The sequence below is a fragment of the Microbacterium sp. Y-01 genome, from assembly GCF_003856715.1.
Classification (GTDB): Bacteria; Actinomycetota; Actinomycetes; order Actinomycetales; family Microbacteriaceae; genus Microbacterium; species Microbacterium algeriense.
Genome location: NZ_CP024170.1, coordinates 3,280,896 through 3,307,520, shown reverse-complemented (window position 1 = coordinate 3,307,520; position 26,625 = coordinate 3,280,896). Strand labels below are relative to the sequence as shown.

Below are 26,625 nucleotides of genomic sequence, written 5' to 3'. Positions count from 1 at the left end.
ATCCACGGCGAAGCGGAGAGTCATGCGACACCGTTCCTCTGTCCGTGCCGCGCTCGCGGCCGTCCTGGTGATCGCGGCTGCGATCCTGGTCGCACCCACGACGACCGCCACGGCGGCCGGGGAGGCGAGACTCTCGCTGTTCAAGCGGATCGAGAATCTCGACACGGGCTCGAGCATCGGCGATCGTTCGCTCTGGGATGTGCAGGCCGTCAACGTCGCCACAGGGCAGACGTTCCGCGGGCAGGGACTCAACGGCATCCAGAGCACGCCGGTGCCGCCGGGGACGTACCGCATCTCGGAGATCGTCCGCCCGGATACGCCGGGCGGCTATCGGTTCACGGAGTGGGACTGCGGGGGCAGCATCACCACCGCGCCGGTGCGCACCATCACGCTCACGGCCGACCAGCAGCTCACCTGCACCGTCACGAACGAGGCCATCAGCCCGACCCTCACGCTCATCAAGGAGGTCGTCGGCGGCAGCGCCGATCCGTCGCTCTGGCTCCTGCGGGCGGACGGCCCGTCGAGCATCCAGGGGCAGGGGAATTCGGCCGACGTGACCGCTCGACCCGTCCGGGTCGGCCGGTATCAGCTCAGCGAGACGGGGGGACCGTCCGGATACGTCGCCGGTGGGTGGTCGTGCAGGTCCACGACGCTCGCCGGGGCTTCCGCGCCGTTGCCCGTCGAAGCGGGCGGCTGGATCGACGTCGGGCTCGACCAGTCCGTCACCTGCACGATCCGGAACACCGGCTCGCTTCCGCAGCTGACGCTGCGGAAGCAGGTGGAGGGACCGGGAGGAGCGCCGGTGGATTCCGCCGCGGAATGGACGCTGTCCGCGGCCGGCCCCACCCCGGTGTCGGGCACGACCGGCTCCACCGAGGCCAGCCACGTCGCGATCGCACCGGGGACGTATGCGCTGTCCGAGGCCGGGCCCGCCGGCTATGCAGCCGGTGAGTGGGTGTGCGTCAACGTGGCGACGACCCCGGCGACCCCGCTGCCGGTCACGGCCGGCACCATCACGATCACGGGCGCCGAAGACGTGCAGTGTTCGATCGTGAACACGTTCTCCGGGGGATGGCTCACGCTCGTGAAGGAGGTCGACGGGCCGCAGCCTCCGCAGGCGTGGACCCTGATCGCGGACAGCGGCGCCGATCACGTCGAGGGGGTCGTCGGTGATGCGGACGTGACGCGTGAGCCCGTCGCGGCCGGCACCTACGACCTCACCGAGTCCGGCCCGACGGACGGGTACACGACCGACGGCTGGCAGTGCTCGAACTCCACCGGATTCGTTGACACGGTCGACGTCGCCCCGGGCGAGGAGATCACCTGCACGATCGAGAACGTCTCGGTGACCTCGCATCTGACCCTCGTGAAGCAGGTTCAGAACGCGGGCGGCGGGGTCCTCGCCCCGGGCGACTGGACGCTGGCGGCCACGGGGGACGTCGATTCCTTCTCCGGGCCGAGCGGGAGCCCCGCCGTGACCTATGCTCCTGCGGACCCGGGCGTGTACGAGCTCGGGGAGACGAGCGCGTCGGCCGATGCGGATCTCTACGCGGCGGGGGCCTGGTCGTGCATCGACGACGCGACAGGTGAGCCCGAACCCATGCCGACCGCGACCTCGGTGGTGATCGACGGCACCGACGACTCGGTCACCTGCACCATCACCAACACATGGACGCGCTCCACCCTCACGCTGCGGAAGCGTGCGATCGCTCAGTTCGGGACGGTTCCGCCGCCGAGCAGCTGGACTCTGCAGGCCCAGTCGGGGGCGACCACCATCACCGGTGCGGCCGGGTCGCCCGAGGTCACGGCGGTGTCGATCCCCGGCGGGCTGACCTGGTCGCTGTCGGAGGTCGCCGGGCCCGGCGGCTTCGAGCAGGTCGGGTGGTCGTGCCCCGGCGTCGACCCGACCGGCCGGATCACCATCCCGGGCGGGCGAGACGTCGTGTGCGAGGTGCTGAACAACGGCCTCCCGCCGCGGATCACCCTTGTCAAGCAGATCGACGACGCCGCCGGAGGTACAGCCTCGATCGGAGACTTCGAGATCAAGACCCGCGGCCCGGGGAACGCGGCTTTCGCGGGCGCGAGCGGAACACCGGCGGTGACCGGGCTGCTGACCCCTCCGGGGGAGTACGTGTTCAGTGAGGATGGTCCGGCGGGCTACGACGTGTCCTGGTCGTGCACCGGCACCGCGTTCGATCCGGCGACGGAGACGGCCACGCTCGGGTTCGGCGACGTCGCCGTGTGCACCGCCCTCAACACCGCGATCGCCCCCTCGCTCAGCCTGGTGAAGGAGGTCGAGGGCGGCGAGGCCGGTCCGGCGCTCTGGACACTGCGCGCCGACGGGCCGTCCGACCTCGAGGGCCGCGGCGCGGTGGACGAGACCGACGTCATCGCGGGTGTCTACACCCTCTCCGAGACCTCGTCGGCTGAGGCGGCGACCGACTACGGCGCCGGCGACTGGGTCTGCGAGGGTCCGGGATTCCCGGGAGCGGGCGGCGTCCGCCAGACGGGTGAGGGCACCGCCGAGCTGACTCTGCCGCTCGACGCCGCCGTCACGTGCACGATCGTGAACACGTTCGGAGATCCCGTCGAACCGACGGACCCGCCGACCCCGACGGGTCCGCCGAGTCCGACCGGTCCCCCGAATCCGATCGACCCGACCGACCCGACGGGCGGAGGTTCCGGCGGGGCGCTGCCGGGAACCGGCGGTGACGGCACCCTCGCCCTGATGGTGGGCGGAGTCGCGCTCCTCGTCGTGGTCGGCGGCATCACGCTGATCGTGGTCTCGCGTCGACGCTCGCGTGCCGCCGAGGAGCGGGACGCCGAGTAGCGGGGGCCTCGCGCGGCTGCCCATGGCGCGGTCGCGCTGATCAGCGCGGCGCGTCCAGGCGGGCGACGACGATTCCTGAGCTCGACTGCGGATCGTCCATGGCGACGAGGGCGTCGACCGCGCCGTCCAGATCCACGGTCGAGCCGAGGAGGAGCTCGGGGCGCAGGCGTCCCGCTCGCACCAGATCGAGCAGTGCGGGGTAGTCCGCTCCCGGCATCCCGTGGGACCCGATGATGCTCAGCTCCCAGGCGATCACGCGTCCCCAGGGCAGGGCGGCCTCCTCGCTCTCGCCGAACATGAGCCCGACCTGCACGTGCGTCCCTCGACGGCGCAGACTCCTGATCGCCGTCTGCGCGGTGGCCGCGGAGCCGATCGCGTCGATCGTGACGTGCGCGCCCCCGGATGTCGCCCGGCCGATCGCCTCCTCGGCGTCGGCTCGTGTCGCGTCGACCGTGTGCGCGGCGCCGAGCACGCGAGCTCGTTTCAGTGCGACCGGGGAGACGTCGACGGCCGTCACCGTCGCGCCGAGAGCCGTGGCGATCATGACCGCCGACAGCCCGACACCACCGCAGCCGAACACCGCGACCTCGGTCCCGGCGTCGACCCGGCCGTGCGCTGTGACCGCCCGGTATGCGGTGGCGAACCGGCAGCCCAGCGAGGCCGCGGCCACGGCATCGACGCTGTCGGGGATGGCGACCAGGTTGGTGTCCGCAGCACGCACCACGACGTACTCCGCGAACGAGCCGGGGTGCGTGAAACCGGGCTGGGTCTGATCCGGGCAGACCTGCGCCTGTCCGGAGAGACACCATTCGCACCGCCCGCAGCCGTTCACGAACGGCGCGGTCACCCGATCGCCGGGCGAGAACCGGTGCACCTCGGCTCCGACCTCCGCCACGACGCCGGCGTACTCGTGACCGGGGACGTGGGGGAGGGCGACCGGGTCGTGTCCTCGCCAGGCGTGCCAGTCGGAGCGGCAGACGCCGGTGGCCTCCACGCGGACGAGAGCTCCGTCCGCAGGGCACTCCGGAACCGGGATGCGGGTGACCGTGGGGCGCTCGCCGGTTCGCTCGTAGACGACGGCACGCATGTCGAGGGGAGGCATCCCCTCATTCTGCGCGCTTCGGCGCCGCACGGGGATGTGCAGAGCGCTGATCCGGCCCGATGGAGCGTCGCACTCTGCACATCCGGGCGGAGGTCCTCCCCACCGGCGGAGCGTCGATCAGGGGATGATCCGCCGATCGCGCAGGTCCTGGAAGATGCGCGTGAACATCGCCTCCGTCTCGACGTACTCGTGGAAGCCGGCGCGGCGCACCTTCGAGGAATCGGCGATGACGTCGTAGTCCCAGCCGAAGACGAAGTCGCCGAAGGGCCAGGACGCGACCTCGTCGTACGGCGTCGGCACCAGGCCGTGGCGTCGGACCATCGCCGCCCAGACCTCCGCCTTGTCCGCCATCACCTCCGTGAGGCTCAGCGGCAGCGGCGGAGCGACTTCGAGGTCGAAGAACGCGGCGATCCGGGGCCACAACGCTGACCATCGGAACATGTCGCCGTTGGTGATGTTGAACGCCTGGTTCCGGGCGGCTTCGCTCGACGCCGCCCACGTGGTCGCCTTCGCCAGCAGGTCGGCGTCCGTCATCTCGAGCAGGCTCGAATATGCGCCGGGCTTGCCGGGGAACCGCAGCGGGATCCCGAGCTCCTTGCTGATCGACGCGTACACCGCGATGACCATCGCCAGATTCATGGGGTTCCCGAGCGCGACGCCGGCGACGACCGAGGGGCGCAGCGCCGACCAGGTCCATGTCGCCCCGCCCTGGCGTCGCTCCAGGAAGCGCTGCTGGTCGACGTTGAACTCGGGCGGCATGTGCGGCGCGTCGTCCTCTCGCGCCGGGGTGGCGAACGGTCCGAGATGCGCGCCGTAGACCTTGTATCCCTGCATGAGGCTGATGTGCGCCAGCCGCGGGGCGATCGGCTCGATCGCGTCGACCACGTTCTCGAGCATCGCGAGGTTCGGCGCGACCAGGTCCGCCCATCGCGCGCGATCCTGGTAGGCGGCGTAGAAGATGTGCGTCGCGTCCGTGAGTCCGGCCAGCTGCTCCCGCGTCGCCGCCCCGTCGAGCAGATCGACCGCGATGTGTCTGACCGCCCCGGCGTCGCGGCCGCCCCTGCGCGACAGTCCGACGACCGACCAGTTCCCTTCTCTCTCGAGGTGTGCGATCAGGTTTCCGCCGATCACTCCCCGTGCTCCGACCACCACTGCTGTGCGTTGCATGCGCTGCCTCCATCGTAAAATCGCGATCTAACGATGAACTATGACGGATGTATCGGTAAATCGCAATATTGCGATACAATCGATCCGTGAGCGAAGCGGACGACGAGACGATCGAGGCGGCCTTCAAGGCCCTCGCGCACCCCACCCGCCGTGCCATCCTCGAGTGGCTGAAGGAACCCGACTCCTTCCCGCCGCAGGACCGCCCCGCCGAAGAGGTCGGTGTCTGCCTCAAGCACATCCAGGCGCGCGCCGGCGTCTCGCAGTCCACCGCCTCGCAGTTCATGGCCGCGTTGCAGCGGGCGGGGCTCGTCACGTGCACGCGGATCGGACAGTGGTCGCACTACCAGCGGGACGAGCGAGGGATCGACCGCCTGCGTCAGCACCTGAACGCCCTTTAGCCCGCGTTCGATCCCGGCGGACGAGGACGCGGTCGCGGGCTCCTAGACTCGGGACATGAGCGACGACGTGCGCAACCTGAAGACAGCTCTCTCCGCCATCTCCGAGCACTGGCAGCCGCACCGGCTGACCAGCGTGAACGACTATGACGTGAAGGTGGTGAAGCTGCAGGGCGAGTTCGTGTGGCACACCCACCCCGACACCGACGAGCTGTTCCTGGTCGTGCAGGGTGAGCTGACGATCCAGCTGCGCGACCGCGACGTGGTGCTCGGCCCGAACGACGTGTTCGTGGTGCCGAAGGGCGTGGAGCACTGCCCGAAGGCGGACCAGGAGGTGCACGCGATCCTCTTCGAGCCGCAGGGCACCGTCAACACGGGCGACGCGGGCGGCGACCGGACCTCCGAACTCCGCGAGCTGGACTAGCGGTCGTCGCTCACCGCATGCTCGCCTCCTGACCGAGCGCCGTCGCGTTCATCACGGCGTCGAGGGAGGCCGTGAGCACCGACCGGTCCTGGCCGGCGGCCCATCCCGTGCGTGAGCCGTGGCGGTACTCGATGAGGGTGATCGCCTCGCTGTCGCTCCCGACGCCGGTGCTGGTCTGGTGGAGGCTCAGGATCTCGGTCGCGAATCCGAGCCGTGCGAGCGCCTCGGTGAGCGCCTCGACCGGGCCGACGGCATCGTGGCGGGTGGTGGTCTCGATTCCCGCCACGCGGAGCGTGATGGTGGTGCTCCGGCCCGTCGTGTCGAATCCAACGAGTTCCACGGGGGTATGGCGCGGATCGGCGAGGTACGCGGTGCGGAAGAGGTCCCAGAGCTGGGTGGCCGTGACCTCGCTGCCCCTCTCGTCGGTGTGCCGCTGGACGTGGCGGGCGAAGTCGATCTGGAGCCGGCGGGGCAGCTCGAGCCCGTACTCCGCCTCCAGCAGGTAGGCGATGCCGCCCTTGCCGGATTGGGAGTTCACGCGGATGACGGCGTCGTAGCTGCGTCCGATGTCGGCGGGGTCGACCGGCAGGTACGGCACCCGCCACTCGATCTGCCGTTCCGGGCGCCCCTCGGCGGCGGCGCGGGACCGATGCTCGGCGAAGCCCTTCTTGATCGCGTCCTGGTGCGTTCCGGAGAACGCCGTGTGGACGAGGTCTCCGACGTAGGGATGGCGGGGATGGATCTCGATGCCGTTGCAGTGCTCGACCGTGCGGCGGATCTCGTCGATGTCGGAGAAGTCGATCATCGGATCGACGCCCTGCGCGTGGAGGTTCAACGCCAGCGTGGCGAGGTCGACGTTCCCGGTGCGCTCTCCGTTGCCGAAGATGCACCCCTCGACGCGCTGCGCACCGGCGAGGACGGCGAGCTCCGCGCAGGCCACGCCGGTCCCTCGGTCATTGTGGGGGTGCACCGACAGGATCACCGCGTCGCGGCGGTCGAGGTTCTTGTGCATGTACTCGATCTGGTCGGCGTAGACGTTCGGGGTCGCGATCTCCACGGTCGCCGGGAGGTTCAGGATCACCGGACGCTCGGGGGTGGCGTCCCACAGCGTGGTCATCGCATCGCACACGTCGAGGACATAGTCGGGTTCCGTGAGGTTGAAGACCTCGGGAGAGAACTCGAACCGTACGTTCGGCAGCTCGCCGGCGAACTCCCGCACGTCGCGGCCGCCCGCGAGGATCAGTCTCTTCAGTCCCTCCCGGTCGTGCCCGAGCACGACGTCGCGCCACGTCGGGGCTGTCGCGGTGTACATGTGGACGACCACGGGATTGCGGATGCCGCGGATGGACTCCACCGTGCGCCGGATCAGCTCCCGCCGCGCCGGCGTGAAGACCACGACCGTGACGTCCTCGGGCGCGATGTCGGACTCGGCGATCAGGCGAACGAAGTCGTAGTCCGTCTGCGACGCGGAGGGATAGCCGACCTCGATCTCCTTGTAGCCCATCGCGACCATCAGTTCGAAGAAGAGCCGCTTCCGTTCCGGGTCCATCGGCTCCGCCAGGGCCTGGTTCCCGTCGCGCAGATCCACCGGCACCCACAGCGGAGCCCGGGTCAACCGGTGGGAGGGCCAGTCGCGGGTGGTGAGCGGGACCGGCACGCGGGAGTACACGTCGCGGTAGCGCTGCGACGGCATCTGCGAGTGCCGCTGCCTGTTCCATTCCGGCGCATCCGCCGGGATCGCTCCTGCCGGAGTGGCGAGGGTGGGGAAGGTGCTGCTGTGCATGGTCTGGTTCCTGTCGGGATCGTTCGCGAAGATCGACCGGCGCGTTGCGGCTCCACGGTGGGGAGCCGGTCAGGCTAAGCCCCGCCGTGGCGGCGAAGGAGGAGGAATCTCGAGAGGAGCACGAGTCGAAGCTACCACAACTCCTCAGACAAGTAGAGAAGTCTGCCGCAGTGAGAGAATGACCGCATGACGACCGTCCGCCGCGAATCCCTCGCCGAGCAGGCCGCCGAGATCCTCGCCACCCGCATCCGTGACGGCGAATGGGAGATCGGCGGGAAGCTGCCAGGGGAGACGACGCTGGCCCCGCAGCTCGGGGTCGGGAGATCGACCGCCAGGGAGGCCATCCGCATCCTCGCCGGCCGCGGGATCCTCGCCACCCGCCAGGGGTCCGGAGTGTTCGTCGCCGCGACGGATGACGCGGCGACGTGGGACAGCGTCCTGCGGCGTGCCGACATCGTCGCGGTCATCGAAGCGCGGACCGCGATCGAGGTCGAGGCCGCCGCCCTGGCCGCGGAGCGCCGCACGGCCGCACAGCTGAAGCTCCTGCGAGAGGCGCTGGACGAACGGGAACGACACCGCGGCGACATCGACGAACACGTCGCGACCGACATGGCCTTCCATCGCCAGATCGTCGTGGCGGCGCACAGCCCGATGCTGCTGGACCTGTTCGATGGGTTCGCGCCGCGCAGTCGCGAGGCCATGGTGGACATGCTCCGCCTCCGCGGGCGGTCCGGGGACGACGCCGATCACGGAACCCACGTCCGCATCACCGAGGCGATCGCGTCCAGGGACGCGGCTGCCGCGGCCGCGCTGACCCGCGACCACCTTCGCGCGCTCACGGCGCAGCTCGGCTGAGAGGGAGCAGTCCGGTCCTCCGCGACCCGAACGCGGAGGACCGGCGAAGTCGAGCGAGAAGGTTCGCGAACGCACCCACCCCCAATCGAGGCTCCCAGACCCGAGAGAGATCTGAGCGCGTCGTCTGGTTCGACCGACGCAGAGCGCGAAGCGACTCCGTGTGCCTGCAACGATACGGGTGGTCGACCCGTGCGCCCGTATCGGGGGCCGTCCCTTGACGCGGGCACCGGAGCACTGCTAGCGCGAGGGGCGACGGGGAGCGGATAGCGCGCGCTCCGGCCTCCGCGCAAGCCCTTCGACCGCGCGGGCGGGATGGGTGAGGCTCTCGGGCATGAAGCTCGTGTCCTACGCCGGTCAGCAGATCACCACCACGGATGAGGTGGCCGAGGCGCTCGTCGCGCTCGCGGCCGCCATCGCCAGGGAAGGCGAGTCCGCGGCTCTGCGGATCCCGATCGCTGTGGACGGACGGAAGGAGGCCGCCGATCTGATCGTCGGTGTCGGCAACGACATCCTCGTCGGGCCGCAGGCCTCGGACGGCGACGACCCCGACTTCTCCGCCGAGGCGGCGCAGATCCGCGCACACCGCCTGTACCCGCAGCGCGTGGAGGGCGATGAGGGCGACGAGGAGGTCGTGGCGGTGCTGCCTCTCGACCTCGACATCGAGCGCGGAGTCTGACCCGTCAGCCGACGGAGCGAACGGGATCGGACAGCACGCGCACACTTCGCCTCATCTCACGCCCCCGCGAGCCTTTCGCCGTCAACGGGCGTAGGCTGAACGCACCACTCAGCGATCATCTCGGTTGCGCCTCTTGGCACGGGTTCCGTGGCAGAACAGAAGAGGCTGTGATGGGTACGTTCATCTACGAAGGCAACGTCAAGACCGAGATCGAGGATCGTGCGCTCACGCACCTTCAGCTCGTGATGACGGCGAAACTGCGCCGCGGGGAGCCGTTCCCCTTCACCTGGAAGCAGGACGCGAGCATCGGCGGCGGTCGTCTGACCGTCTGGATCCACGCCGGCAGCTCGATGGTCTTCAAGTACCACGGCAGCCGCCAGCCGTCGGTCAACCGCGAGTGGATCGAGAATCTCGCCTTCACCGCCAGCGCCCCCGGCGGCCTGTATCTCGTCCCCGAACCCGCACCCTCGTCCGTCCCGGAGCGCGTCGCCGAGTCGGTGTAGCTACCGAACCGGCAGGCTTGGCGCAACCCCTCTTCTCGCTCTTCGAAACGGGGCATACCGTGGTCCCCATGGACAGGGCGGACGCGACAAGGACGATCACACGGTTGGAGATCGACGGGCACGCGATGGTCCTCTCGGCGGAGCACGACGTCCTCGACCTCATGCGTCGCATCGAGGAGGCGGCGCGGGGGCAGCCGACGTTCGTCGATGTCGCCGGCGACCGCGCGATCATGAGCGTGCTGATCACGGCGAACACCCGCGTGATGATCTCCGTCGAGCAGGTCGATCGGGTCGCGCCGACCGTCGCCCCGAACGAGGCGCCGTTCCTCGACTGGGACAGCTGGTAGCGTCTCAGAGCGCCGGGCGCTCATCCGTGCTGAGGGCGGCCATCAGGATCGAGTCCACCCACTCGCCGTCCCAGAAGAGCGTGTCGCGCTGCCGCCCTTCGTGCCGGAATCCCGCCTTCTCATAGGACCGTTCGGCGCGCGGATTGAAGGCGAACACGTCGAGGCCGACGCGGTGCACGCCCAGGTCGTCGAACGCGTGATCGAGCACGGCGCGCGCGGCCTCGGTGCCGTAGCCGCGCCCCATCCATCCGGGATTGAGAGCGACGCGGAAGTTCATCGCCGCGTCGTCTGGTTCGAGCTCGTTGAGCACGACCTCCCCGACGTACCTCTCCGTGGCGAGGTCGATGATCGCCCAGTCGGCGCGATCATCGCGGTCGGCGAGCGAGGTCAGGTGCCGCAGCACGTCGTCCCGCGAGAACGTCCGGCGCGTGCCGGTCAGCCGCAGGGTCTCCGGATCGGAGATGCCCTCCATCGCGCCGTCGATGTGCGACGGACCCAGGGGTTCGAGCCGGAGCCGCGGCGTCATGAGCGTGGCCACGGCGGTCAGGAGGGAGGTGTCGATGGACGGCGGATTCATGGGTCCTCAGAGGTCGGCAGAGCATCGGGCCGAAGGCGGCGCGCCCGTCCATCGTGGCACGGCCGCGACTCCGCCCTCACACCCGCGGACGCTGGAAACGGCGCGCCGAGAGGATCAGCAGCCCCGCGACGGCGAGTGCGCCGCCCAGGAGCAGGAACCCGGTGCTGTCGGCGCCCGTGGCCGGCAGCGCCCCCGAGCCCGGCCCTGACCCGCCGCCCGAACCGCCGCCGCCCGAACCGCCGCCGGAGGAACCGGAGGGCGCGACGGCCCAGACCCCCTGCGTGTCGTTGTCTGTCTCCGTGGCATCCGTATCGGTGTCGATGGTGGGCACAGCGAGCGGACTGAACTGCTCGATCAAGAGGTCGACGAACCCGTCGCCGTCGAGGTCGGTATCGGGCGCAGGGGCGATGTAGGCCACGTTGCGCATCGTCGCGGCCCCGGACGGCGGGGCGACGATCCGCACCGTGACCATCAGGGGCGGCCCATCCTCGCCGGCGGGGAGGTCGCTCTGGGCCGTTGCGGTCAGTCCGTCGATGTCATAGCGGTCTCCGCGCAGCGAGACCAGTTCGACACCCTCGGGGAGCAGCTGCTGGACGGTCCACCCCGCCGGAGCCGCTCGCGGCCCGTCGTTGTGCGGCGTCAGCATCCAGGTCACGGTGTCACCGGCGGCCACGGGGTCGGTCGCCGCGAGCGCCTCGGTGAGAGACAGGTCGACGCAGTTCATCGGATACAGCACCGGGGCATCGGACAGTTCCCGGACTTCGGCTCCGCCGCCGTCGTAGTACGGCTCCCCATCGAGGAACCCGGTTGCCCGGCACCGCGAGCCCCAGTCGTTCGGATCGTCGTGATCGCGCGCATCGACGGCGATCGGCCCGTCGACGCCCACGATGAACGGAGACACTGCGTTCTGCGCCGCGGTGTCGTCTCCGATCACGGCGTTCGGGTGGGTGACGATGGCGGTGGAGGCCGCCGGGAACACGTTGCCCGTGACCAGGACCGCGTCCTGCAGCGTGCGGCGATCGGCTTCGGGGTCGGTCGCGTCAGCGGTCCCGACGCTGATCCAGGTCCCCGTTCCGCGGAAGGTGTTGTCGGTGACGCGGATGGCGGAGGAGGAATACGACCCCGGTACCTCCGCGTCCTGCCAGCGCGGCGCGATCGTGAGGGCGGCCATCCCCTCGACGGCGGCCTGGTCGACGGTGTTGTCGGCGAACGTGACGCCGTGGGCGGAGCCGGCGGTCAGGGCGGTGCGCTGGCCGCTGATGGCGTTGCGGACGACATCGACGTCGCTCGTGCCCTGGAACAGGGAGATGCCGTCGTCGTTGTCGACCATGGTGTTGTCGTGCAAGGCGATGTCGTGACTGAGGCCGTTCGCCGGTTCCGTCGCCACGAGCAACCCCACGGCGGAGTTGCCCCGGAAGGTCACACCGGACACGTCCAGCTCGCTCACGCTGCGGCCGTAGACGCCGTACTCGACGAGGTCGGCGACGGTGGCGTTCGTGATCCGGGAGCCCTGCGTGGCCGAGTAGAAGAAGCCGTAGGAGCCGCCGGCGATCGAGGAATCCGACACGTCGACGCGCTGCGAGCCGTAGGCGCGGAGGATCGCGGAACCCGTCGTCGGTGTCGGACCCTCATGCCCGGTCACGACGACGTTCTGGGCGACCACTCCCCGCGACTGGTGGATCACGAGCGCCGCGCCGGTGATGTCCGCCTCGACGCCCGTGATCGTGGCGGCGCTCACCCCGAGCAGGTAGATGCCGTGGGAGGCCACGGGGGCGCCCGTCACGGTGACGTCGGAGATCGTGATGTCGACGCGGTCGGAGGCGGGATCGACCGTCGACTGCGAACCCACGGCGTACAGGAATCCGGTGGCTGTCAGGTCGGTGACGGTTGCGCGGCCGGAGTTGACGAGGTTCACGCCCGTCCCCCCGACGGCGGCCCCGGACTGGATGACGGCGTCGGTCACGGATGCGCCCTGCGTGGAGCCGAGGGTGATGCCGCCGAACGCCGTGATCTGCGGGGCGGCGATCGCGGGGCCTGTGCCCGTGTTGAGGGCGCTCGTGGTGATGCCGTACATCATGCCGCTGATCCGGGGCTCCGTGATCGTCGCCGCGTTCGAGAGCAGCACCAGGATCCCGGTCGACTGCGCCGTGTCGGTTCCGGCGATGGTCGCGCGCTCGACCCGGGGGGCGGAAGTCGCGCCGAGCGCGATGCCCTCGCGGGAGCTGCCGTCGACGACCGCGTCGGTGATGGCCGGCCCCGTGCCGGTGTTCGTCGTGGCGGTGCCGATCCCGCGCGCGAAGCCGTGCACGGTCGCGGACGCCACCACCGCTCCGGTGCTCTGCGCGAGGTCGATGCCGGTTCCCACGCCGGTGGCGCCCGTCACCTCGACGCCGCTGACGGACGGCGCCTGCGTCGCACCGAGCGAGATGCCGGACGTGGCGGCCGAGATCGTGCCCCCGGAGACGGAGACGTCGGCGGCCGTGGAGGCGGCGGTGGCGATGACCCCCGTGGCCACCCCCGCGATCCGCGGGTCGGCGACCGTCGCCGACCCGGTGGTGAGGTTGATGCCGTAGGACGACGGCTCGCCGGCCCCGTCCATGTCGAGCGAGACGATCTGGACGCCCGTCACACCAGCTCCCAGCTGCACGCCCGTCGGACGGAGGACGGGAGTGGGGTTCCGGATGACGAGACCGGTCAGCACGGCGCCGGACGCGGTCACGCTCACGATCGCTCCCGTGTTCGCGGCCGCGATTCCCACGCCTGCGCCCAAGGTGAGGCCGCCGCCGGACACGGTGAACCGCGCGTAGAGCGTGGCGGCCGATGCGGAGGCGAGCGTGGTCAGCCGGGGCACGGTCAGCGCCCCCGTGAACGCGTAGGCGTCGGGGTCGAACGACACGGTGCCGCCGGCGGGCACGGCGTTCAGCGCAGCCTGCAGCGTGAGGAGCGCGGCGTCGGCGGGCCGCTGGTCCGGCGTGCCGACCCAGGCCATCCGGACCGTGTTCGCGTTCGGCACGATGGACGGTGAGGCGGCGGGCGGCATCTCGACGATCGACTCATCCGGCACCGGAGCCGGATCGTCCAGACCGTCCGGGACCGTGTGGTCGGCGGGCGGCGGCGGGTCCCCGGTGTCGAGCAGGCCGGGCGACGAGGCCGCGATCGCGCTCATCGGGGAGAGGGCCACGAGACCGGCGAAGGCGACGGCCCCCGCGGTCAGCCCGATCACGACGGCGCGCCCGATCGCGCTCGCCCTTCTGCCCGGCATGGTCGACATCGCAGCCCTCCGTTGCTCCATCCATCGCTGGACGGGCCCCCGCCCCGAACCGGCTGGCACCGAGCAAACCACACAAGCGCCGTGTGCGACAGGGGGAGAGCCCTCATCCGGCGCGCAGTCACCCGGGTGAAACGGTGCCAGCATGGGAGTCATGACGTCGAACGATGACCGCGTGCCCGAGAACCGCTACGAATCGCCGCGCGCCTGGCGCGACGTCGACGACTACTTCTCCCGAGCGCTGGTTCCCGAGGACGATGCCCTGGTCGCGGCGCGGGAGTCCGGCGCACGGACCACGATGCCGAATGCGGAGGTGGCGGCGAATCAGGGCGCCCTGCTGGGACTGATCACCAGGATCTCGGGGGCGCGGCGCGTGCTCGAGTTCGGCACGCTGGCCGGCTACTCCACGATCTGGTTCGCGCGTGCCGTCGGACCCGAAGGGCGCGTCGTGACGCTGGAACTGGAGGAGGACAACGCGAAGGTGGCCCGCGAGAACCTCGATCGCGCGGGCGTCTCCTCCCAGGTGTCCGTCGTGGTGGGTCCGGCTGCGGACTCGGCCGCGACACTGATCGCGCAGGGCGAGCCGCCGTTCGACCTCGTCTTCATCGACGCCGACAAGCCCAGCAATCCGATCTATCTCGACGCCGCTCTGCGGCTGACCGGCACCGGCGCGGTGATCATCATCGACAACGTGGTGCGCAACGGCGCCGTGACGGCGACCGACAGCGACGATCCGCGTGTGCGGGGCGTCCAGGCGGTGACCCAGGCGATCGCCGCGCATCCCGAGCTGGATGCGACGGCGCTCCAGACTGTGGGCGTCAAGGGGTGGGATGGCCTGATCGTCGCGCGCCGGAGGTAGTCGCGGCGGCCCGGGGTGTCCGGAGCCGTCGATAGGGTGGGGCCGACCTCGAGGAAGGATTCGATCCATGGCACCCGTCGTCACGGCGCTCGACCACATCCAGCTGCCCGTCCGAGACCTCGGCGAGGCCGTCGCCTGGTATCGGGACGTCCTCGGCTTCCAGCTGCTCACCGATTACGGGGCCTACGCCATGCTGCGACTCGAACCCGCCCTCGACCTCATGCTGTGGGAAGCCCAGGAGTACACCCCGATGCGCGTCGCGCTCGACGGCGAGATCAAGCCGGTCTTCTTCCTCAAGAGCACGGCGCTCGACGAGCTCGCCCGTCGTCTGGAGCGCGCGGAGGCGGTCGTCGGCAGCGCGGAGGACCTGGGGTTCGCCCGGGTGCGCAAGTTCTCCGATCCGAGCGGGAACCTCCTCGGCGCGATCGAGTTCGCCGCGCAGGGCTAGCGGTCCGGGGCTCAGCGCCGCACGCGCGCGCGGGTCTTCGCGACGCTCGCGAGGGTGGCCCGCAGCGGCGTCCCGAGGTACAGGCCGAGTGAGGCGCCGGATGCGAGTCCGATCCCGATCACGGCGGCGTCGATCAAGGAGCCGCCGCTGTCGAGCATGCCCGACGACGTGCCGGCCGAGTGCACCATCTCCAGCAGCCCCTGGAACACGGCGACACCGGGGACCAGCGGGACGATGGCCGCGGTGGTCACGGCGACGGACGGCACATGCAGGTTGCGGGCGATCAGCATGCCGACGAAGCTCGCGAGCAGTGCTCCGATCGCGCTCGCGGCGGCTGGATGCAGGTTCACGGCGATCGTGGACGAGTACCCCGCCAGGGTGACGGCGCTGAGCAGCGCGCTGACCAGGATGATCCGGAGGCCGGCGCCGTTGAACACGGCCACGGCGACCGCGATGATGATCGCGCCCGTGAACTGGTTCAGGAGCGGGCCGAACAGGGCGGGATCGTCGGGCAGGTCCATCGTGAACCCGAGCACGCCGCCCAGCTCCAGCCCCACGAGGATGCCGATCACGACTCCGAGCGTCTGCATCGTCAGATCGAGGATCCGCCCGCCGGCGGTCAGGGCGAATCCGTCGATCGCATCCTGCGCAGCCCCGACGACGGTGAGCCCGGCGAGCATGAGCACGATTCCCGAGGCCACGATGATCGACGGGCGGATGTCGACGAACGGCTCGATCCCCGCCGTGCCGAGCGCGGAGACGACGACCGCGACGACCGTGGTCACGAACCCGCCGGCGATCTGGCTGAAGAACAGCGGAACCCGCAGCCGGGCGAGACCGGCCTGCGTGAGGGCGGCGCACAGTGCCGCGATGAAGGTGAGACCGACGATGATGGGAGCCGCGCCGAGCATGATGCTCACGCCGACCGCGAGCAGTGCGCGGGCGACGATCACGACGGGCTGCTGGTAGCGGAACGGCATGCGCCGGATGACCCGGAACGCGGTGCGCGCGGCTTCCAGATCGAGGCCGTCGTCGATGTCGGCGACAAGCGCCTGCACTCGCTGCAGCTTCGCGTGATCGGGCGCCGTGACGCGCACCACGCGGACCAGCGTCTCCGGCCACACCTCGCCGCTCAGGTGGAAGGACACCGTGATCGAGTTGTAGGTGACGTCGACCTGCACCCCGCGCATCCCGTAGGCATCGCACACGCGGGTGATCGCCAGCGTGACCTCGTGGGCCGACGCGCCGACCGCGAACATCGACTCCCCGATGCGCGTGGCGAGATCGAGCACGCGCGGCACGGTGCGCTCGTCGATGATCGGCATCGCCTCGGTGTGCGCGACGGCCGAGGGATCGGTGTGCAGCAGACGGCGGACCGAGGTGAGCAGGGGGCGGCGGGATCTCGGAGCCATATGCTCCATTCTCGCGCCCTGCCGGCCTGCTTCGCGGCGGCGACCCGGCCGACGCCGGATACCGCGCTCAGCGGGACGTCGGCGGGAGCTTGTCGACGCCGTGGCGGTTCGGCTTGCCCGGTTCGGCGGCGGTCTCCGGAGAAGCGTGGGGCGTCCCGCTGGGCGACTCGGAGGTCGGGTAGCTGGGTTCTTCGATCTCGACCGCCTTGTCGCGCTCCTCCAGAGGAGGCAGGTGGTCGAGCGGCTGCTTGATGTCATCGGGGTTGTGGCTCATGACTCCAGGCTCCGATGGGACACGCGCGCGGACCAGGGGGTTGTCAGGGTGAGCCTGCTGTGGTTCGGGCCCAGTGTCGCGAGGGGATGCGCGCAGGTCAACCCCCTGATCACGACGCGCGAACCGGCCTACGGTCGAGCCACCGAACAGAGGAGAAGAGCATGAGCGATCCGCAGAACACGCAGGGCACGCCCGGACCCGACGAGGAAGCCGACACCGCGTCCGGCGGCGCGCCCGACGACTCGTCCCCCGACACCGACGAGGTGCTGGAGGACGAGACGACCGACGATGAGGGCAAGCCCCTCGAGAACCCCTCCGGAGGCTGAGCGATGCCCAAGTGGGTGACGTGGATGCTGGTCGGCAGCGCGGCGACGGCGGCCTTCATCGCCGGCGTCCGCACCGGCCGCACCCCGCGTTAGCGGCGCATCCCATCCCCTGTTCCGGTCGCGATATAACAGCCTCCGGGGCCGGTTTTGGCTGTTGTATCGCGACGGGAGTCAGACCGCCGTCGAGCTCGTGCGGGGGAAGAGGGTCGGCGTGAGGGTGATCGTCCGGTGGCGGTGCTCGCCGGGGGAGGAGATCTCCTCGTAGAGCACCTGCGCGGCGATCCGCCCCATCTCGTGGCCGGGCTGGCCGACGCTCGTGATGGGCACCGAGCTGTCCTGGGCGAAGTGGTTGTTGTCGTAGCCGACGACCGCGATGTCCGCCGGCACCCGGACTCCCGCGAGCTGCATGGTCTGGATGGCTCCCGCCGCGAGCGCATCGGAGGCGGAGACGAGTCCCTCCGGGCGTTCGGCGGCCGGGCGTGAGCTGAGCTGCTCGCCCAGGGCGTATCCACCGCGGACGGTGATGCTGTGCGTCTCGATGGTCTCCAGCCGGGCATCGGGAACCTCGGCCACCGCGCGTCGCGCCCCGGTATGACGTTGGGCGATCGCCGAGAGCGAGAACGGACCGCCGGCGAACGCGAGGCGGCGGAGCCCCTGATCCAGCAGGTGCCGCGCGGCCAGGTAGCCGCCGAGCTCCTCGTCGACCACGACGCCGCACGCGTCCTCATCGCCCGGCCAGTTCACATGGACGACGGGCATGCCGCGGTGTCGAGCGGCGCGGGCCGCGTCGAGGGGCGCGTCGAGCGGCGCGAGGAGGATCCCGGCCACCTTCGCCTCCTCGAAGACTCCGATGTACGAATCCTGCTTGGCCAGGTCGACGTCGCTGTTGGCGAGCAGCAGCCGGATGTCGTGCTCGTCGAGCTCTTCCTCCACGCCGCGCGCCATGTCGACGAAGAACGAGTTGCCGACGTCGACGATCACGAATCCGACCGTGTCCGCGCGCCCGGTGACGAGCGAGCGAGCGGCGTTGTTGCGGACGAAGCCGAGTTCGTCGATGGCGCGGAGCACGCGCTCGCGGGTCTCCTGCGCGACGATCTGCGGATTGTTGAGCACGTTCGAGACGGTGCCGAGGGCGACGCCCGCGTGTCGCGCCACGTCAGCCATGACCGGCCGGGGTCGACCGGTGTCGGGCGAGGAGCTGGTCATGCGGTGTCCGTTCGTCGAGCTGCATTTGCGTCTTGGAGCGCTTCAAGCGTACTATCTGAAGCGCTTCAAGTGTGTGATCGACGCGGCTCGCCCGTTTTCAAGGAGGAAAGAATGAAGCTGACCACAGCCCAGCTCTGGAGGCGCGGTGCATTCACCGCGATCGCCGGAGCATCGGCCCTCGCCCTGACCGCCTGCGGCGGCGGCGGCGGATCGTCCGCGGGAACCGACTCGCTGTCCCTGTTCGTCAACGTGGAGAACACCGAGGTTCCCGCGATCCTGGAGACGCTCGCGGCAGACGCGTGCGCTGCCGAGGGCGAGACTCTGCCGCTCGACGTCGAGACCGTCCCGCAGTCCAACCTCGACCAGCAGCTGCAGCTCAAGGCCGGACAGGGCGACCTGCCCGTACTCTTCAGCGCCGGCAACGCGCCGGCCCTGACCAAGACGCTCGCCGATTCGGGCAACGTCGCCGACTTCGACAAGCTGCTCACGGACCTCGACGTGATCGACAACATCGAGCCGGCGGCCATCTCGACGATCGAGAACCTCTACGGCGGCTTCCGCGCCCTGCCCTTCGAGTACAACGTCGAGGGCATCTGGTACAACAAGCAGATCTTCGCCGAGCAGGGCATCGAGGAGCCGCAGACCTTCGACGACCTGGTCGCCGCCGCCGACACGCTCGACGCCGCGGGCATCCAGCCGTTCTCGGCCAGCGGTGAGCAGGGCTGGCCCATCACGCGTCTCATCTCCAGCTACCTCTTCCGCGACCTCGGTCCGGATGCGCTCCAGAAGGTCGCCGACGGCGATGCGAAGCTCACCGACCCGGAGTACGTCGCGGCCGCTCAGGCGATCGCCGACCTCGGCACGAAGGGCTACTTCGGTCAGGGCGTCGGCAGCATCGACATGGCCACCAGCGAGAACCAGTTCCTGAACGGCTCCGCCGCGATGTTCTACATGGGCTCGTGGTTCCTCAGCTCGGCGAACGACCCCGAGGTCAACCGGATCGGCGCCGAGAACGTCGGCTTCATGCCCTTCCCGGGTGTCGACGGCGGCAAGGGAGACCGTTCGCAGCTCGCCGCGAACGTGGGCCTGCCGATCACCATGAACGCCAAGGCCGTGAACGACGACACCGAGGCGTGGCTGAGCTGCATCACCGAGAACTACGGCTCGGTCGCCCTCGAACAGGAGAACCGCGTGTCGGGCTTCGCCCTCAACACCGAGGTCGCCGACGTCCCCCCGCTCACCCAGATGGTGCAGGAGCAGGTCGCCGACACGGAGACCACCGTGCTCTGGTTCGAGGCGCTGTTCTCCGCGGAGGCCACCACCACGAGCCAGCGCAACGCGGCTCCCCTCGTCAGCGGCAGCATCTCCGCCGAGGACTTCATGTCGATGGTCCAGGCCGACCTCGACCAGTAGCAGCCCTGAGGGGGCGGCGACCCGCACGCCGCCCCCTCATCCTTCAGGAGAACGAATGCAGAACGTGCTCGGCGACCGCAAGGCGATCGCCATCCTTCTCGGTCCGGCCCTGCTCATCTACTCGGTGGTGATGCTCATCCCGGTGATCTGGTCGATGGGCTACACCCTGTTCGAGGGCAACGCCATCGTCGGCTTCCAGTTCGTCGGCTTCGACAACTTCGCCCGTCTGATCGGCGACTCCGAGGTGCATGCCGCGCTGCTGTTCACCCTGAAGTACGCGGCTGTGGTCACGGTCGGCCAAGTGCTGCTGGGATACCTGCTCTCACTCCTCTACGTCTTCGCGCTCAAGCGCGCCTCCGGGATCGTCCGGACGCTGGTGTTCTTCCCCGTGGTCATGCCCACGGTCGCCGTCGCGCTGCTCTTCCAGCAGCTGTTCTCCATCGCACCGACGGAGGGCGTCGTGAACTCGGTGCTGTCAGGCCTCGGCGGTGTCCCGGTGGACTGGTTCGGCGACGGCGGCAGCGCGTTCATCGTGATCGCGATCATGGACATCTGGCGCTCGATGGGGTTCTACGGCGTGCTGCTGTACGCCGGGCTGATCGACATCCCCGAGGACGTGCTGGAGTCCGCGCGCCTCGACGGCGCGAGCGGCTGGAAGCTCGTGCGGCACATCGTGCTGCCGCTCTCGGCGCCCGTGCTCGTCTCCTCGCTGATCTTCTCCGTCAACGGCACGCTGAAGGTCTTCGACAGCGTGCTCGCCCTCACCAACGGCGGGCCGGGCACCTCGACGAGTCCGCTCACCATCTCGATGTTCGACAACGCGTTCACGTACGGCAACTACGGGTACGGCTCGACCATCGCCATGCTGCTCACCATCATCTGCCTCGTGGTGACGGTGTTCATCTTCCGCGCCAATGCGCGCACTGCGAAGAAGGGAGGCGTGGCATGAGCGCCTCGACGACCGCATCGCGCCGCGCGACGAGAATCCTCCGCAAGGCGCCCATCGGGATCCTCGTGGCCGTGCTCCTGGTCATCGTCGGCTATCCGCTGATCTGGCTGCTGCTCGGGTCGTTCAAGTCGCAGCGAGAGTTCCTCGAAGCGCCCACCTGGGCCCTCCCCGAGCAGTGGAACTTCGACAACTACGTCATCGCCTGGGACACGGCCGGGCTCGGACAGTCGCTCTTCAACAGCGCCATCACCGTGCTGCCCTCGCTCTTCCTGATGCTGCTGCTCGGCACCGCGGCCGCCTTCGCGCTCGAGGTGCTGGTCTGGAAGGGCCGCAGCGGGGTGCTGATCGTGTTCCTCGCCGGCATCATGGTGCCGACGCAGATGATCCTGCTGCCGCTGTTCAGCACCTACTTCCAGCTCGGGCTCACCGGGTCGCTCTGGCCCCTCATCATCACCTACACCGCGACGGGCATGCCGCTGACGGTGTTCCTGATGGCGACCTACTTCCGGGCCATCCCGCGCGAGGTCTTCGAGGCGGCGACCCTCGACGGTGCGAGCATCTACCGGCAGTTCTTCTCGGTCGCCCTCCCGATGATGAAGAACGGTCTGTTCACGGTCGGACTCGTGCAGTTCTTCTTCTTCTGGAACGACCTGCTCATCGCGCTGACGTTCGCGAACTCCGGCAACCTGCGCACCCTGCAGGTCGGCCTCCTCAACTTCAACGGGCAGTTCGGCACGACCCAGTACGGCCCGCTGTTCGCCGCCATCAGCATCAACGTGTTCGCGCTGCTGATCATCTACCTCGTGCTCAACCAGCGCATCCAGAAGGGCCTGACGGCCGGAGCGGTCAAGGGATGAGCGCCGACATCTCCGAAAGGTCCACAGTGAAGGTCTCCCTCCCGCGTTTCGAGCACGTCGACGATGCCCTCGGGCTCGGTTCGCGCACCCCGCGGATCTCGTGGCGCATCCAGGCGGCCGAGGGCTGGACGCAACAGGGCTGGCAGCTGGAGTGCACCCGGGATGGGGGCGCGGTCGTGGCATCGGGCACCGGCGCGGATCAGATCCTCGTCGCCTGGCCGTTCGAGCCGCTCGTCTCCCGCGAGCGGGTGCAGGTCCGGGTCCGGGTGCGCGGCGTCGACGGCGCGTGGTCGGACTGGAGCGCGCCCGCGCAGGCGGAGGCCGGGCTTTTGGACGCCGAGGACTGGATCGCCGCCCCGGTCGGCGCGGGCTGGCCGGAGGTGCCGGACACCGATCGTCGCCCCGCGCTCGTGCGCCGATCCTTCACGGTCGACCGCCCCATCGCCCGCGCGCGACTGTACGTCACGGCGCACGGTCTCTACGAGGCGGAGATCAACGGGGTCCGCGTCGGCGACCACGAGTTCTCGCCCGGCTGGACGAAGTACGACGAGCGCCTCGTGTACTGGACGTTCGACGTGACAGACCACCTCGCCGAGGGGGAGAACACTCTGGGCGCCTGGCTCGGCGACGGGTGGTACCGCGGTCGGCTCGGCTTCAACGGCGGCTACCACGACCTGTACGGCACCGACCAGTCCCTCATCGCGCAGCTCGAGGTCACGCACGACGACGGCTCCCGCACGACCGTCGCGACGGACGAGGACTGGTCGGCCGCGCCGAGCCCGATCCTCGTCTCCGGGCTCTACGACGGCGAGAGGCACGACGCCCGCGCCGAGCAGCCCGGATGGTCGCGCCCGGGGGCGCAGACCGCCGGATGGACGCCCGTGCGCGTCGGCCGCCGCGACCCCCGCACGCTCGTCGCCCCGGTCCTTCCCCCGGTCCGCTGCACCGAGGAGCTCGCCCCCGCGACCGTCACCCGCGTCGACGCGACCACGCACCTGCTCGACTTCGGGCAGAACCTCGTCGGACGGCTGTGCGTGCGAGTGCACGGCGACGCGGGGCGCACGATCGAGCTGCGGCACGCGGAAGTGCTCGAGGACGGCGCACTGGGCACCCGTCCGCTGCGCCTGGCCGCCGCGCACGACACCATCACGCTCGACGGCGGAGCCGAGCGGTTGTGGGAGCCGAAGTTCACCTTCCACGGCTTCCGGTACGCGACCGTCACCGGCCTCGACCAGCTGCGCGAAGGCGACGTCGTCGCCCGCGTCATCCACACGGACATGCGACGCACCGGCTGGCTGGAGACGTCGAACCCCGACCTGAACCGTCTCCACGAGAACGTCCGGTGGGGCATGCGCGGGAACTTCCTCAGCATCCCGACCGATTGCCCGCAGCGCGACGAGCGCCTGGGCTGGACGGGGGATGTGCAGGTGTTCGCGCCGACTGCATCGTTCCTGTACGACTCGGCCGGCTTCCTGGAGAGCTGGCTGACGGACGTCGCGCTGGAACAGCTCCCGGACGGCACCATCCCCTGGTTCGTGCCGGTGATCCCCGGCGGTCCGACGTGGAACCCCATCCGCACGGGCGCCGTCTGGGGCGATGTCTCGGTGCTCACGCCGTGGACGCTCCACGAGCGGTTCGGCGATCTCGGGGTGCTGCGCCGACAGTACGATAGCGGCCGCGCCTGGGTGGAGCGGATGATCGCGCAGTCCGGCCCCTCCCGGCTGTGGCGCGACGGACATCAGCTGGGCGACTGGCTCGACCCGGCCGCGCCGCCGCATGACCCCGCCGACGCCCGCACCGACCGCTACCTCGTCGCGGCCGCGTACTTCGCGTTCTCCACGAGGCGCCTGGCCGACACGGCACGCCTGCTGGGACTCTCCGCCGACGCCGACCGCTACGCGCGCATCGCGGAGGAGGCGCGGGACGCCTTCCGCGCGGAGTACGTGCGGCAGGACGGCACGCTCACCTCCGATGCGCAGACCGCGTATGCGCTCGCGATCCGCTTCGGACTCCTGAGCGCCGCGGAGCAGGACGCGGCAGGCCGCCGTCTCGCCGCGCTCGTCCGTGAGGCGGGCAACCGCATCGCCACGGGCTTCGCGGGCACGCCGGTGATCAGCGATGCGCTGACCGCCACCGGCCACGTCGACACCGCCTACGACCTGCTCCTCGAGACCGAGTGCCCCTCCTGGCTGTACACCGTGCGCATGGGCGGCACCACGATCTGGGAACGCTGGGACTCCATGCTCCCCGACGGCACCATCAACCCGGGTGAGATGACCAGCTTCAACCATTTCGCGCTCGGCAGCGTCGCGGACTGGATGCACCGGGTCATCGGCGGGCTCTCCCCGGCGGCCCCCGGTTACCGGCGGGTCGAGTGGGCGCCCCAGCCCGGCGGAGATCTCGATCACGCTCGCATAGCCTTCGATTCGCCCTATGGAGTGATCGAGGGATCCTGGGAGCGCGTGGCCGACGGCATCCGCTATTCGCTCTCATTGCCGACCGGCGTCGAGGGGACGATCCGCCTCCCCGGCCTGCCGGACCAGCCCATCGTCTCCGGTGGCCGCTTCGAGTCCGTCATCCCATCCCCTGTTCCGGTCGCGATATAACAGCCTCCGGGGCCGGTTTTGGCTGTTATATCGCGACGGGAGCGGCGATACGCTGACAGCATGGAGCACGTCGACACGATCGTGGTGGGTGCCGGCGTCGCCGGGCTGACCGCGGCACGCCTGCTGCAGGACGCCGGTCGCCGCGTGATCGTGCTCGAGGCGCGGGATCGCGTCGGGGGGCGCGTGCACACCGACCGCACCTCCGGGACGGTGGACCTCGGGGCCTCCTGGATCCACGGAGTCACCGGCAGCCCGGTCGCCGCCGCGGCGGAGGCGTTCGGGATGCGCATGGTCGAGTTCACCGTCGGGGGCTACCAGGTCGACAGCAGACCCATCGCCTCCTTCGATCCTGACGGTCGTAAGCTCTCGGACGAGGCCGCGCGTCGGTTCGCGGCCGATGTGCACGCGGTCGACGCCGCGCTCGTCGAGGTGATCGCCCACTCCGCCCCCGAGGCCTCCTACCGCGACGTCACCGAGGCTGCTCTCACCCGGTACGGCGCGGATGCGGACCGGACGCAGCGCGTGCGGGAGTATCTGGAGCACCGTGCCGAGGAGCAGTACGGCGCGTGGATCGAGGACCTCGCCGCGCACGGCTTGGACGACGACGAGATCGACGGCGACGAGGTCGTGTTCCCCGACGGCTACGACGTGCTCCCCGACCGGCTCGCGGCGGGGCTCGATGTGCGCCTGGGGCAGGTCGTCACGGGCATCGACTGGGGGGACGGCGTCCGGGTGCGCACCGCGTCGTCCGAGTTCACGGCCGACACCGCGGTCGTGACGCTGCCGGTGGGGGTGCTGCAGTCCGGAACGGTCGAGATCACACCGCCGCTGCCGCCGCGGAACGCCGAGGCGCTCGGGCGTCTGCGCATGAACGCGTTCGAGAAGGTCTTCCTCCGCTTCCCGGAGCGCTTCTGGGACGAGGGCGTGTACGCGATCCGGCAGCAGGGTCCGCAGAGCCGGTGGTGGCACTCCTGGTACGACCTCACCGCCGTGCACGGCGAACCGACCCTGCTCACATTCGCCGCGGGACCTGCCGCGACCGCGACCAGGGACTGGGACGACCGGCGCGTGGTGGAGTCGATCCTGGTGCAGCTGCGCCGGCTGTACGGCGATCGGGTCGTCGCGCCCACGCACGTGCACCGGACGAGCTGGCAGGACGACCCCTACTCCCGCGGCTCGTACGCCTATATGACGCTCGGGTCGACCACGGCCGACCACGACGACCTGGCCGCACCCATCGGCGACGTGCTGCACCTCGCGGGAGAGGCCACCTGGACCGACGACCCGGCGACGGTTCCGGCCGCGATGCTGTCGGGACACCGCGCCGCCGAGCGGATCCTCGCACGCGCCGTGCCGATCGATCGGCTCTGGGCCGGAGCGTAGGCGCACAGCCCACCCTGCCGCGGCGGCTCCGCGGACACTACGCTCGGTCTCGTGACGAACACGCGCGACATGGTCCTCATCCCCGGCGGCACGTTCCTGATGGGGTCCGAGGAGTTCTACCCCGACGAGCGGCCCGTCCACGAGCGCGCGGTCGAGTCGTTCTTCATCGACCGCTACCAGGTGACCAACGAGCAGTATGCGGCGTTCGTCGACGCGACCGGATACGTGACCGTGGCCGAGCGCGGGCTCGACCCCGCCGCGTTCCCGGGCGCCGACCCCGCCGACCTCGTGCCGGGATCGATGGTGTTCACGCCCACGTCCGGACCGACCGACCTGCGCGACTGGCGCAACTGGTGGCGCTGGGAGCCCGGCGCGATGTGGCGCCGTCCCTTCGGCCCGGAGTCCTCGATCGATGACCGCCTGCAGCATCCGGTCGTGCACATCGCCTTCGAGGACGCGGTGGCGTACGCCCAGTGGGCTGGCATGCGGCTGCCCACCGAGGCCGAGCACGAGTACGCGGCGCGCGGCGGACGGGACGGCGCCCGGTTCGCCTGGGGCGACGAGGCCTATCCGGACGGGGTGGCGCAGGCGAACTCCTGGCTCGGCCGTTTCCCCTACGACAACCAGGGCGTCGGCGGCACGGCGCCCGTGGGTTCGTACCCCCCGAACGGGTACGGCCTCTTCGACATGATCGCCAACGTGTGGGAGTGGACGACCGACTTCTACACGCCCCGGCACGTGCGGCTCTCCGACCACCCGGTCGACGCCGGCAAGCGGACCAACCTCCTCGCGGCGGCGAGCGCCCAGGAGGGCTTCCCCGACATCCCGCGCCGCGTCCTCAAGGGCGGCTCGCACCTCTGCTCCCCGGACTACTGCCTGCGCTTCCGGCCGGCGGCGCGCTCGCCGCAGGCCGAGGACACCGGGATGTCGCACATCGGGTTCCGTCTCGCGCGCTCCGCGTGAGA

24 protein-coding genes are annotated in these 26,625 nt (G+C 70.2%); 16 read left to right on the top strand and 8 right to left on the bottom strand.

What is annotated here, in order from left to right:
* Positions 1-22: 22 nt before the first annotated feature.
* Positions 23-2,830, top strand: coding sequence for a hypothetical protein (locus CSX12_RS15885; RefSeq protein ID WP_124896414.1), 2,808 nt, complete (start codon positions 23-25; stop codon positions 2,828-2,830).
* A 40-nt stretch (positions 2,831-2,870) separates the two neighbouring features.
* Here CSX12_RS15885 and CSX12_RS15880 read toward each other — a convergent pair whose 3' ends face one another.
* Together CSX12_RS15880 and CSX12_RS15875 are read right to left on the bottom strand one after the other, a co-directional pair.
* Positions 2,871-3,932, bottom strand: a complete 1,062-nt coding sequence (locus tag CSX12_RS15880; RefSeq protein WP_124896413.1) for a zinc-dependent alcohol dehydrogenase family protein — start codon at positions 3,930-3,932, stop codon at positions 2,871-2,873.
* A 117-nt stretch (positions 3,933-4,049) separates the two neighbouring features.
* Complete coding sequence (locus CSX12_RS15875; RefSeq protein WP_124896412.1) at positions 4,050-5,099, bottom strand: SDR family oxidoreductase; 1,050 nt, start codon at positions 5,097-5,099, stop codon at positions 4,050-4,052.
* Positions 5,100-5,185: 86 nt separating this feature from the next.
* Between CSX12_RS15875 and CSX12_RS15870 the strand changes: the two genes are divergently transcribed.
* On the top strand, positions 5,186-5,497 hold the full coding sequence (locus CSX12_RS15870; protein ID WP_017201783.1) for a metalloregulator ArsR/SmtB family transcription factor: 312 nt from the start codon (positions 5,186-5,188) through the stop codon (positions 5,495-5,497).
* A gap of 55 nt (positions 5,498-5,552) precedes the next feature.
* A complete protein-coding gene (locus CSX12_RS15865) occupies positions 5,553-5,918 on the top strand; it encodes a cupin domain-containing protein (RefSeq protein WP_017201782.1) in 366 nt (121 codons plus the stop codon).
* 10 nt (positions 5,919-5,928) lie between these two features.
* On the opposite strand, the gene CSX12_RS15860 is transcribed toward CSX12_RS15865, so the two are convergent.
* The gene (locus CSX12_RS15860) at positions 5,929-7,701 is read right to left on the bottom strand and encodes a 2-isopropylmalate synthase (protein ID WP_124896411.1); all 1,773 of its coding nucleotides are present in this window, start codon (positions 7,699-7,701) and stop codon (positions 5,929-5,931) included.
* A 186-nt stretch (positions 7,702-7,887) separates the two neighbouring features.
* Here CSX12_RS15860 and CSX12_RS15855 point away from each other — a divergent pair, with 186 nt between their 5' ends.
* The 4 genes from CSX12_RS15855 (at position 7,888) to CSX12_RS15840 (ending at position 10,082) form a co-directional block, all read left to right on the top strand.
* On the top strand, positions 7,888-8,556 hold the full coding sequence (locus CSX12_RS15855) for an FCD domain-containing protein (RefSeq protein WP_124896410.1): 669 nt from the start codon (positions 7,888-7,890) through the stop codon (positions 8,554-8,556).
* Between the two features lie 331 nt (positions 8,557-8,887).
* Entirely contained in the window at positions 8,888-9,232 is a 345-nt protein-coding gene (locus tag CSX12_RS15850) for a hypothetical protein (RefSeq protein WP_124896409.1), read from the top strand.
* Between the two features lie 170 nt (positions 9,233-9,402).
* A complete protein-coding gene (locus CSX12_RS15845) occupies positions 9,403-9,735 on the top strand; it encodes a hypothetical protein (RefSeq protein ID WP_017201778.1) in 333 nt (110 codons plus the stop codon).
* Positions 9,736-9,803: 68 nt separating this feature from the next.
* Positions 9,804-10,082, top strand: a complete 279-nt coding sequence (locus CSX12_RS15840; RefSeq protein ID WP_124896408.1) for a hypothetical protein — start codon at positions 9,804-9,806, stop codon at positions 10,080-10,082.
* Between the two features lie 4 nt (positions 10,083-10,086).
* On the opposite strand, the gene CSX12_RS15835 is transcribed toward CSX12_RS15840, so the two are convergent.
* On the bottom strand, positions 10,087-10,659 hold the full coding sequence (locus CSX12_RS15835; protein WP_124896407.1) for a GNAT family protein: 573 nt from the start codon (positions 10,657-10,659) through the stop codon (positions 10,087-10,089).
* Between the two features lie 76 nt (positions 10,660-10,735).
* Entirely contained in the window at positions 10,736-13,930 is a 3,195-nt protein-coding gene (locus CSX12_RS15830; protein WP_124896406.1) for a right-handed parallel beta-helix repeat-containing protein, read from the bottom strand.
* Positions 13,931-14,081: 151 nt separating this feature from the next.
* On the opposite strand from CSX12_RS15830, the gene CSX12_RS15825 reads away from it, so the two are divergent.
* Both CSX12_RS15825 and CSX12_RS15820 read left to right on the top strand, forming a co-directional pair.
* The gene (locus CSX12_RS15825) at positions 14,082-14,786 is read left to right on the top strand and encodes an O-methyltransferase (protein ID WP_124896405.1); all 705 of its coding nucleotides are present in this window, start codon (positions 14,082-14,084) and stop codon (positions 14,784-14,786) included.
* A gap of 67 nt (positions 14,787-14,853) precedes the next feature.
* Positions 14,854-15,234 carry a VOC family protein gene (locus CSX12_RS15820; protein WP_124896404.1) on the top strand — a complete coding sequence of 127 codons (381 nt, stop codon included), beginning with the start codon at positions 14,854-14,856 and terminating at the stop codon, positions 15,232-15,234.
* Positions 15,235-15,245: 11 nt separating this feature from the next.
* On the opposite strand, the gene CSX12_RS15815 is transcribed toward CSX12_RS15820, so the two are convergent.
* Positions 15,246-16,646 carry a threonine/serine exporter family protein gene (locus CSX12_RS15815; RefSeq protein ID WP_124896403.1) on the bottom strand — a complete coding sequence of 467 codons (1,401 nt, stop codon included), beginning with the start codon at positions 16,644-16,646 and terminating at the stop codon, positions 15,246-15,248.
* A gap of 67 nt (positions 16,647-16,713) precedes the next feature.
* On the bottom strand, positions 16,714-16,920 hold the full coding sequence (locus tag CSX12_RS15810) for a hypothetical protein (RefSeq protein ID WP_017201773.1): 207 nt from the start codon (positions 16,918-16,920) through the stop codon (positions 16,714-16,716).
* Positions 16,921-17,081: 161 nt separating this feature from the next.
* Here CSX12_RS15810 and CSX12_RS18545 point away from each other — a divergent pair, with 161 nt between their 5' ends.
* Positions 17,082-17,246, top strand: coding sequence for a hypothetical protein (locus tag CSX12_RS18545; protein ID WP_017201772.1), 165 nt, complete (start codon positions 17,082-17,084; stop codon positions 17,244-17,246).
* A gap of 171 nt (positions 17,247-17,417) precedes the next feature.
* Here the strand turns inward: CSX12_RS18545 and CSX12_RS15805 are convergent, their stop codons facing one another.
* On the bottom strand, positions 17,418-18,452 hold the full coding sequence (locus tag CSX12_RS15805) for a LacI family DNA-binding transcriptional regulator (protein WP_017201771.1): 1,035 nt from the start codon (positions 18,450-18,452) through the stop codon (positions 17,418-17,420).
* Between the two features lie 111 nt (positions 18,453-18,563).
* Between CSX12_RS15805 and CSX12_RS15800 the strand changes: the two genes are divergently transcribed.
* The 6 genes from CSX12_RS15800 (at position 18,564) to CSX12_RS15775 (ending at position 26,623) form a co-directional block, all read left to right on the top strand.
* Positions 18,564-19,865, top strand: a complete 1,302-nt coding sequence (locus CSX12_RS15800; RefSeq protein ID WP_124896402.1) for an extracellular solute-binding protein — start codon at positions 18,564-18,566, stop codon at positions 19,863-19,865.
* A gap of 55 nt (positions 19,866-19,920) precedes the next feature.
* A complete protein-coding gene (locus CSX12_RS15795) occupies positions 19,921-20,814 on the top strand; it encodes a sugar ABC transporter permease (RefSeq protein ID WP_124896401.1) in 894 nt (297 codons plus the stop codon).
* The gene (locus tag CSX12_RS15790; RefSeq protein WP_017201768.1) at positions 20,811-21,671 is read left to right on the top strand and encodes a carbohydrate ABC transporter permease; all 861 of its coding nucleotides are present in this window, start codon (positions 20,811-20,813) and stop codon (positions 21,669-21,671) included. Before CSX12_RS15795 ends, CSX12_RS15790 begins: the two co-directional genes overlap by 4 nt.
* Entirely contained in the window at positions 21,668-24,277 is a 2,610-nt protein-coding gene (locus CSX12_RS15785; protein WP_241160488.1) for an alpha-L-rhamnosidase, read from the top strand. Before CSX12_RS15790 ends, CSX12_RS15785 begins: the two co-directional genes overlap by 4 nt.
* A 60-nt stretch (positions 24,278-24,337) precedes the next feature.
* On the top strand, positions 24,338-25,660 hold the full coding sequence (locus CSX12_RS15780) for an NAD(P)/FAD-dependent oxidoreductase (RefSeq protein ID WP_124896400.1): 1,323 nt from the start codon (positions 24,338-24,340) through the stop codon (positions 25,658-25,660).
* A gap of 69 nt (positions 25,661-25,729) precedes the next feature.
* Positions 25,730-26,623, top strand: coding sequence for a formylglycine-generating enzyme family protein (locus CSX12_RS15775; RefSeq protein ID WP_124896948.1), 894 nt, complete (start codon positions 25,730-25,732; stop codon positions 26,621-26,623).
* The last annotated feature ends 2 nt before the right edge of the window (positions 26,624-26,625 follow it).

What these genes read in the sequence shown, in the direction of transcription:
- CSX12_RS15775 (WP_124896948.1), top strand. Translation starts at nt 25,730, where the DNA reads ATGGTCCTCATCCCCGGCGGCACGTTCCTGATGGGGTCCGAGGAGTTC.
- CSX12_RS15785 (WP_241160488.1), top strand. Translation starts at nt 21,668, where the DNA reads ATGAGCGCCGACATCTCCGAAAGGTCCACAGTGAAGGTCTCCCTCCCG.
- CSX12_RS15860 (WP_124896411.1), bottom strand. Translation starts at nt 7,701, where the DNA reads ATGCACAGCAGCACCTTCCCCACCCTCGCCACTCCGGCAGGAGCGATC.
- CSX12_RS15790 (WP_017201768.1), top strand. Translation starts at nt 20,811, where the DNA reads ATGAGCGCCTCGACGACCGCATCGCGCCGCGCGACGAGAATCCTCCGC.
- CSX12_RS15865 (WP_017201782.1), top strand. Translation starts at nt 5,553, where the DNA reads ATGAGCGACGACGTGCGCAACCTGAAGACAGCTCTCTCCGCCATCTCC.
- CSX12_RS15830 (WP_124896406.1), bottom strand. Translation starts at nt 13,930, where the DNA reads ATGTCGACCATGCCGGGCAGAAGGGCGAGCGCGATCGGGCGCGCCGTC.
- CSX12_RS15875 (WP_124896412.1), bottom strand. Translation starts at nt 5,099, where the DNA reads ATGCAACGCACAGCAGTGGTGGTCGGAGCACGGGGAGTGATCGGCGGA.
- CSX12_RS15850 (WP_124896409.1), top strand. Translation starts at nt 8,888, where the DNA reads ATGAAGCTCGTGTCCTACGCCGGTCAGCAGATCACCACCACGGATGAG.
- CSX12_RS18545 (WP_017201772.1), top strand. Translation starts at nt 17,082, where the DNA reads ATGAGCGATCCGCAGAACACGCAGGGCACGCCCGGACCCGACGAGGAA.
- CSX12_RS15825 (WP_124896405.1), top strand. Translation starts at nt 14,082, where the DNA reads ATGACGTCGAACGATGACCGCGTGCCCGAGAACCGCTACGAATCGCCG.
- CSX12_RS15855 (WP_124896410.1), top strand. Translation starts at nt 7,888, where the DNA reads ATGACGACCGTCCGCCGCGAATCCCTCGCCGAGCAGGCCGCCGAGATC.
- CSX12_RS15815 (WP_124896403.1), bottom strand. Translation starts at nt 16,646, where the DNA reads ATGGCTCCGAGATCCCGCCGCCCCCTGCTCACCTCGGTCCGCCGTCTG.
- CSX12_RS15880 (WP_124896413.1), bottom strand. Translation starts at nt 3,932, where the DNA reads ATGCCTCCCCTCGACATGCGTGCCGTCGTCTACGAGCGAACCGGCGAG.
- CSX12_RS15840 (WP_124896408.1), top strand. Translation starts at nt 9,804, where the DNA reads ATGGACAGGGCGGACGCGACAAGGACGATCACACGGTTGGAGATCGAC.
- CSX12_RS15845 (WP_017201778.1), top strand. Translation starts at nt 9,403, where the DNA reads ATGGGTACGTTCATCTACGAAGGCAACGTCAAGACCGAGATCGAGGAT.
- CSX12_RS15800 (WP_124896402.1), top strand. Translation starts at nt 18,564, where the DNA reads ATGAAGCTGACCACAGCCCAGCTCTGGAGGCGCGGTGCATTCACCGCG.
- CSX12_RS15795 (WP_124896401.1), top strand. Translation starts at nt 19,921, where the DNA reads ATGCAGAACGTGCTCGGCGACCGCAAGGCGATCGCCATCCTTCTCGGT.
- CSX12_RS15805 (WP_017201771.1), bottom strand. Translation starts at nt 18,452, where the DNA reads ATGACCAGCTCCTCGCCCGACACCGGTCGACCCCGGCCGGTCATGGCT.
- CSX12_RS15810 (WP_017201773.1), bottom strand. Translation starts at nt 16,920, where the DNA reads ATGAGCCACAACCCCGATGACATCAAGCAGCCGCTCGACCACCTGCCT.
- CSX12_RS15780 (WP_124896400.1), top strand. Translation starts at nt 24,338, where the DNA reads ATGGAGCACGTCGACACGATCGTGGTGGGTGCCGGCGTCGCCGGGCTG.
- CSX12_RS15820 (WP_124896404.1), top strand. Translation starts at nt 14,854, where the DNA reads ATGGCACCCGTCGTCACGGCGCTCGACCACATCCAGCTGCCCGTCCGA.
- CSX12_RS15885 (WP_124896414.1), top strand. Translation starts at nt 23, where the DNA reads ATGCGACACCGTTCCTCTGTCCGTGCCGCGCTCGCGGCCGTCCTGGTG.
- CSX12_RS15835 (WP_124896407.1), bottom strand. Translation starts at nt 10,659, where the DNA reads ATGAATCCGCCGTCCATCGACACCTCCCTCCTGACCGCCGTGGCCACG.